5 protein-coding genes are annotated in these 5,789 nt (G+C 73.9%); 1 reads left to right on the top strand and 4 read right to left on the bottom strand.

Features of this window, described 5'->3' with window-relative positions; all coding sequences use genetic code 11:
* Nucleotides 1–241 precede the first annotated feature (241 nt).
* A complete protein-coding gene (locus tag AC07AZ_RS16835) occupies nt 242–742 on the bottom strand; it encodes a GNAT family N-acetyltransferase (protein WP_478848299.1) in 501 nt (166 codons plus the stop codon).
* Between the two features lie 455 nt (nt 743–1,197).
* Here AC07AZ_RS16835 and AC07AZ_RS16830 point away from each other — a divergent pair, with 455 nt between their 5' ends.
* A complete protein-coding gene (locus AC07AZ_RS16830) occupies nt 1,198–2,493 on the top strand; it encodes an MFS transporter (protein ID WP_478848297.1) in 1,296 nt (431 codons plus the stop codon).
* Between the two features lie 233 nt (nt 2,494–2,726).
* Here AC07AZ_RS16830 and AC07AZ_RS16825 read toward each other — a convergent pair whose 3' ends face one another.
* From AC07AZ_RS16825 to AC07AZ_RS16815, 3 genes are all read right to left on the bottom strand, one after another.
* Nucleotides 2,727–3,443: a DUF1775 domain-containing protein gene (locus tag AC07AZ_RS16825; RefSeq protein ID WP_478848295.1), complete on the bottom strand. Its 717-nt coding sequence runs from the start codon at nt 3,441–3,443 to the stop codon at nt 2,727–2,729.
* 55 nt (nt 3,444–3,498) lie between these two features.
* Nucleotides 3,499–4,188 (bottom strand): hypothetical protein, encoded by a 690-nt coding sequence (locus tag AC07AZ_RS16820; RefSeq protein WP_478848293.1) that lies wholly within the window; start codon nt 4,186–4,188, stop codon nt 3,499–3,501.
* A gap of 366 nt (nt 4,189–4,554) precedes the next feature.
* Nucleotides 4,555–5,541 carry a macro domain-containing protein gene (locus tag AC07AZ_RS16815; protein WP_478848291.1) on the bottom strand — a complete coding sequence of 329 codons (987 nt, stop codon included), beginning with the start codon at nt 5,539–5,541 and terminating at the stop codon, nt 4,555–4,557.
* Nucleotides 5,542–5,789 lie beyond the last annotated feature (248 nt).

Raw genomic sequence — 5,789 nt, 5'->3', positions numbered from 1 at the left:
GTGCCCCCCCCCCCCACCTGCCCCCCCCCCCCCCCCCCCCCCCCCCCCCCCCCCCCCCCCCCCCCCCCCCCCCCCCCCCCGGCTCCCCCCCCCCCCCCCCCCCCCCCCCCCCCCCCTCCCCCCCCCCGCCCCCCCCCCCCCCCCCCCCCCCACGGCAAGGGAACGGCGCAGGTGAAGGAAAGCCGGTGCGCGTCAGCGGTGCCGTGTCCGTCTCCCGGCCGCGCGCCGCCAGGTTCACTGCTCAGGGCCGGTCCATGAGGTCACGCTGATACCAGGTGCCCGGCTTACCGCCGAGGTCGGCCGGGTCGGCGGGGCCGGCCGGTACGAAACCAGCCTTGGTCAGCACCTTCTGGGAGGCGACGTTGTCGCGGGCGGCGGCCGCCCGCAGCGTACGCAACCCGTGGGGCGCCACCGCCAGCCCGCACAGTTCCAGGACGGTCGCGGTCGCCACGCCGCGACCGGCGACCTGCTCCGCGACCCGGAAGCCGAGTCTGGCAGTGCCGTCCTCCAAGTCGTACAGGTTGAACCTGCCGAGTACCGCGCCGTCCTCGGCGACGAGCACGTAGAAGGCGCAGACGCCGGCCTCCTGCTCGGCCAGCGAGGCGTTGTACCGGTCGGTGAACTGGTCGAAGAAGTCGTCGCCGCGGTCGGAGATCGAGGCAGCGAAGTAGGTGCGGTTCGCCAACTCGAAGGCCAGGACCGCCGGGGCATGGCCGGCATGCAGCCGCTTCAGCTCGGGCACCACCCAACTCTAACCAGACGGCGCGCTGAGGCAGCCCGAGTTCGATGCCCGCCCCATCGAGGCACCCCTCCAACGCCGAGCGCGCCGCCCGACGGCGTCACGATCCACCACGGCGTCGACGCCATCACCGGCCGCCGCACCGGGGATCGGGGCGGGGGCGTGGCCGTGACCACGGACGCGCGAGGTAAGTCGGCGTAGGCGCTGCTGTGTTGGGTTGCGACTGACCTGTCAGGGGTCAGGGCCTTGAGGGACATCCGCGGGAGACCGCGTGGCCGATCGGGGTCCCAGGTTGTGCTGGCGACCTGGGCCCACGCGAACGTGCGGAGCGGGCACCCGCCGGTGGACAGGTGCTCGTGCAGGCGACCGTCGGGTAGCTCCTCCCGCATGAGCGTGTTCATGATCGGCGGTACAGTCCGGGCCGTGGATCCGAGGGGGGAGTCGGTGTGGTGACGGACGTGGCGAGGGAGCAGGAGGGCGCCGGGGCGGAGGCCGGTGGTCCGGGCCTGTGGCGTCAACGGGACTTCATGCTGCTGTGGAGCGGTCAGACGGTCAGCGAGATGGGCTCGGCGGTCACCCAGATCGCGCTGCCGCTGGTCGCGGTCGTCGCGCTGGAGGCGAGCACGTTCGAGGTCGGGCTGCTGACCGCCGCCGCCACGGTCGCGTTCGCCCTGATCGCACTGCCCGCGGGTGCGCTCGTGGACCGTGGCTCCAGACGTTCCATCATGATCGTCTGTGACGTCCTCCGTCTGCTGATCATCGGCTCGGTGCCGCTGGCGGCCGCCTTCGGTGCCCTGACGATGGCGCAGCTCTACGTCGTCGCTGCCGCGGCCGGCGTGTGCACGGTGTTCTTCGACGTCTCGTACCAGAGCTATGTGCCGTCGCTCGTCCGTGCCGACCTCCGCATGGACGCCAACGGCAAGCTGGGGACCACCCAGGCGTTCGCTCAACTCGGGGGTCCCAGCCTGGGCGGGGGACTGTTCGCGGTGTTCGGCGCCGCGGGGGCGATGACGGCTGACGCGATCTCCTACGCCGTCTCGGTCCTCTCCATATCCGGGATCAGGACACGCGAGGAGCCGCCACCCGCGCGGCGCGAGGGCGAGACACTGCGGAGTCAGATCGCCGAGGGACTGGGATTCGTCGCCGGGCACAGGATCCTGCGGATGGTCGTGGCGTGCACGGGCACCGCCAACCTCTTCTCCGGCATGACGTCGGCGCTGGCGATGGTCTTCCTCATCCGGGTGCTGCACGTGACTCCCGCGCTGACCGGGCTGATCATGGCGGCCTCGGCCCTGGGCGGGATCGCGGGAGGAGTGTTCGCCGGCCGGCTCGCCAGGAGGATCGGCTCGGCGCGGATCATCTGGGTGTCGATGCTGGTGTTCAGCGCGCCGCAGGTCGTGGCGGTGGCGGCCTGGCGGGGGTGGGGCGTGCTGCTGTTCCCGCTGGGCTGGGCCGTCGCGTATTTCTCCGGGATGGTCTACAACGTCGCCCAGCTCAGCTACCGGCAGTCGGTGACTCCACCGGAGCTGATGGGCCGCATGAACGCGGCCGTCCGCTGGGTCGTGTGGGGCACGCTGCCGGTCGGCGGTGTCCTCGGCGGGGCACTCGGCACCCTGATCGGGGTGCGGCCCACCCTCTGGCTGGCCGCCGTCGGTACGTGGGCGGCCGGCTGGTTCGTGTTCTTCTCCCCGCTCCGCCGTATGCGCGACGTCCCCCCACCCGCGAGCCCGTCCCCGCCTGTTGTTCCGAGTTGACGGGCTCCGACGGTGCGCCCGCGGGTGTGACCCCGCCGATGTGAGGTGTGCCTGGCATCCGAGCGCGGTGCACACCTCGTCCCGGTGGGTGAGGTGGCCGTCCGCGAGCCGCTCCCCAAGGCCACCGCCGGCTCCGCCGGTTGGTGCGGCGGCCGTCTCCGGTGGCGCGCCGGCCCCGGCCGAGCGGCTGGGTGCCGGGCGGCCGAGGGGGCGTTGGGGGAGCGTCTCGGGGTCTACGGCTGGGAGGTGGCTCGGCGTCGTACGAGATGGAGGGCGGCGCCTGCCACGACGACCACCGCGGCGCCGATCCCGATCCAGGCGCCGGCGGACAGGCCGCCGTCCTCGTGCTCCTCCCCGGCCTGGGCCGTGGGGGAGGCCGAGGGCTCGGTCAGCTCGGGTGTGGGCGACACGGCTGCCGACTCGCCGGCGCCGGCGGAGGGACTGACCGGCTTCGCGCCGGGCGCGGCGGCTTTCAACTCGAGCACGGGCGCGGGGTTCTCGCTGTTCTCGTCCAGGCCGATCCAGCGGTCGACGCGGTCGTCGCTGTAGGTCTGCAGCGTCTTGAACGTCAGCTCCTTCACGTCGGGAAGCTGCTTGACGACGATCGAGTACTCGGCGTTCACGCCGGCTTCGAGCTCCGGACCGCCGACCGTGTAGCCGTCGTCGCCGGCCGTGAACTTCCAGCCCTTGGGCCCTTCGCCGTAGGTCACGTCGGCGGGAGCGATGCCCTCGGGCAGGACCACCCGCACCCTGACGACTCCGGCGCTGTCGGACTCCGACTCGGCGTCGAAGCTGATCTCGGCGTTCTCGGCCAGGGCCTGGGGCTTGTCGGACTCGACCTCGACGTGGGCGGAGGCCGGTCCTGCGGTCAGCAGGACGACGGTGGTGGTCGCCGCCGTCACCAGCGTCAGGCGGCGGGCGATGCGGTGCGTGTGCGGGGCGGGTGACATGGGTTTCTCCAGGCACGGGTGAGCCGGGGTCGGCTCGACGACCGGCCCGGCGAGGTCAGTTGGCGTGTGTGAGCCCCACCCGGGGAGGGCCACGCCGTACGACCACGTCCGCGCACACCGCCGCCCGGAAGGGCGGCCCATCGAGCCAGGCCGGGACGAGCGCCGGCATTCCGGAGGACGGAGGTGCGGCGCGCCACGTCAGCAGTCCCCAGCCCGTGGCGATGCGTGCGCGCGCCGCGTCGACCGCGTCGACGGCGTTCGCCAGACCACGCGCCAGTGACCAGCACGCGGTGTCCGCGCGGTGCAGCAGCACCGCGACCAGTACGGCCGCGGCGACGTGGACGGCCGACATCGTCAGTGAGTCGTGGAGCCGCCCGTGCCACGCCGGGGGCGTGTGCATGGCATGCTGCATGCGCGCGGGCATGGCCTTGTCCGTGCCCGTGGCCGCCACGGTGTGCGAGCCGTGCGTGTGCGTGGCCGCGAGCAGGACGTGCAGTCCCAACTGGGCGGCGCCGCACACCGCCACGACGGTCGCCGTCGAACGCCGGCGCCTGGCGCCCACGAGCCCCACGGCGAAGAGCACCGTGGCTGCCGCCGCGCTGTGCCGCCACGGCATCGACGCCTCGGTGACGACATGATGGGCGCTCACCCCCAGGACCGTCCCGACGAGCGCGAACACCGCCGCCCGCAGAACGGGCAGCGGGGCGTGGCGCGTCGACGAACGGGAGGTGCTGAGCATGGTCATGGCCTGCCCATCATCGGGCATCCACCGGCCCGCTCGAAGGCGGGATCCCTTAAGAGGCGACTCGTCCGGAATCTCGTTGTTCCTGCCGCCGGAGCCGCCGGAGCCGCCGGAGCCGCCGGAGCCGCCGGGTCCGCCGGGTCCGCCGGGTCCGCCGGGTCCGCCGGGTCCGCCGGGTCCGCCGGGTCCGCCGGGTCCGCCGGAGCCGCCGGAACGCGCCGGTCCGTTCGGCGGTTCGCCGGCCGACATGGCCGGGCGCCGGGCTCAGGGTCGTGTCCGCCCCGCCGACCTCGTGTTGACACCACGTCGGCCGAACTACCGCCTACGGACGGGCCCTTCGCCGTCCTTCGGCCGTTCGGTCCGTTCGGGTCATGTGGTCCGTTCGCCGAGGGCGCGGCGGTAGGCGCGTTCGTCGTCGTCCCCGAACACGGTGAACACGACGCGGTCGAACCGGCCGGGGTGCGCTTCGAGCCAGTCGGCGACGGCAGCCAGGGCCACGGGCGCCGCCTCGTCCTTGGGGTAGCCGAAGACGCCGGTGCTCACGGCGCAGAACGCGAGTGTGCGGATCGTCTCCACCTCGGCGGCCAGGTCCAGGCAGGACCGGTAGGCGGAGGCCAGCAGCCGGGCGTCGCTCGCGCGGGGACGGCCGTCGACGACCGGGCCGACGGTGTGCAGGACGTACCGGGCCGGCAGGTGGTGACCCCGGGTGATCTTGGCGGTCCCGGTCGGCTCGGAGGCGCCTTGCAGGGCGATGACCGTGGCGCAGTCGTCGCGCAGCCGGGGCCCGGCCGCGTTGTGGAGTGCGTTGTCGATGCAGGGGTGCAGAGGGCGGAAGCAGCCGAGCAGCGCGCTGTTCGCGGCGTTGACGACGGCGTCGGCGGCCAGGGTGGTGATGTCTCCCCGCCACAGCGTCGTCCGGCTTGCCTCCGGAAAGGCGGATCGCGGGAACTCGTCCTCGATCGTGGGCAGGTGGGTCGCTGTGAAGGACGGTCGCGACAGCCGTTCCGCGCCCAGGATGCCGTCCAGTGCCTCCCGCGCTCCCTCGGGCAGCGGACCGGGTTCGCGGACGGTCAGCAGTGCGCGCAGTGCCCGCCGGGCGGTCACCGCGTCGGTGGCGGTCGGGTCCCGCAGGGGTGCGGGCCGCAGGCCGGGTCCGTCCACTGCCCGGTCGCTGGCGAGCAGTGCCAGGGCCGAGCGCACCTGCTCGTCGAACCGGTCGGGTGTGACGGGAGGCGCGGACGCCTCGAACGGCTCGTCGAGCGCGATCGCGGCACGGTAGGCGGTCAGCGGCAGCCCCGGCCGCACGGCCGCCTCCCGCTGGGTGAAGTCGCTGGTCTGTGCCCGCGAAGAGGTCATATCGGCTCCGGGATGGGACGGTTGGCGGCGGGCAGGTGGCGGTGATCCGGTGCTCGGTGTGGCGCGGGGACGGACGTACCGGGGCACTGCCGGCTCAGCCCCGGTCGGCGCGGAGACGGACCTGGGGGGGGGGGGGGGGGGGGGCGGCCCGGGGGGGGGGGGGGAGGGGGGGGAGGGGGGGGGGGGGGGGGTGCGCGAGGAGGGGTGCCGAGTCTTTTGCCCCCTCGAGGTTGACGGCATCGATTGGC

It is taken from the genome of Streptomyces sp. NPDC043878, assembly GCF_056435735.1.
The sequence above is the reverse complement of the archived record's forward strand: the minus strand, read 5'-3'. Positions and strand labels throughout refer to the sequence as shown.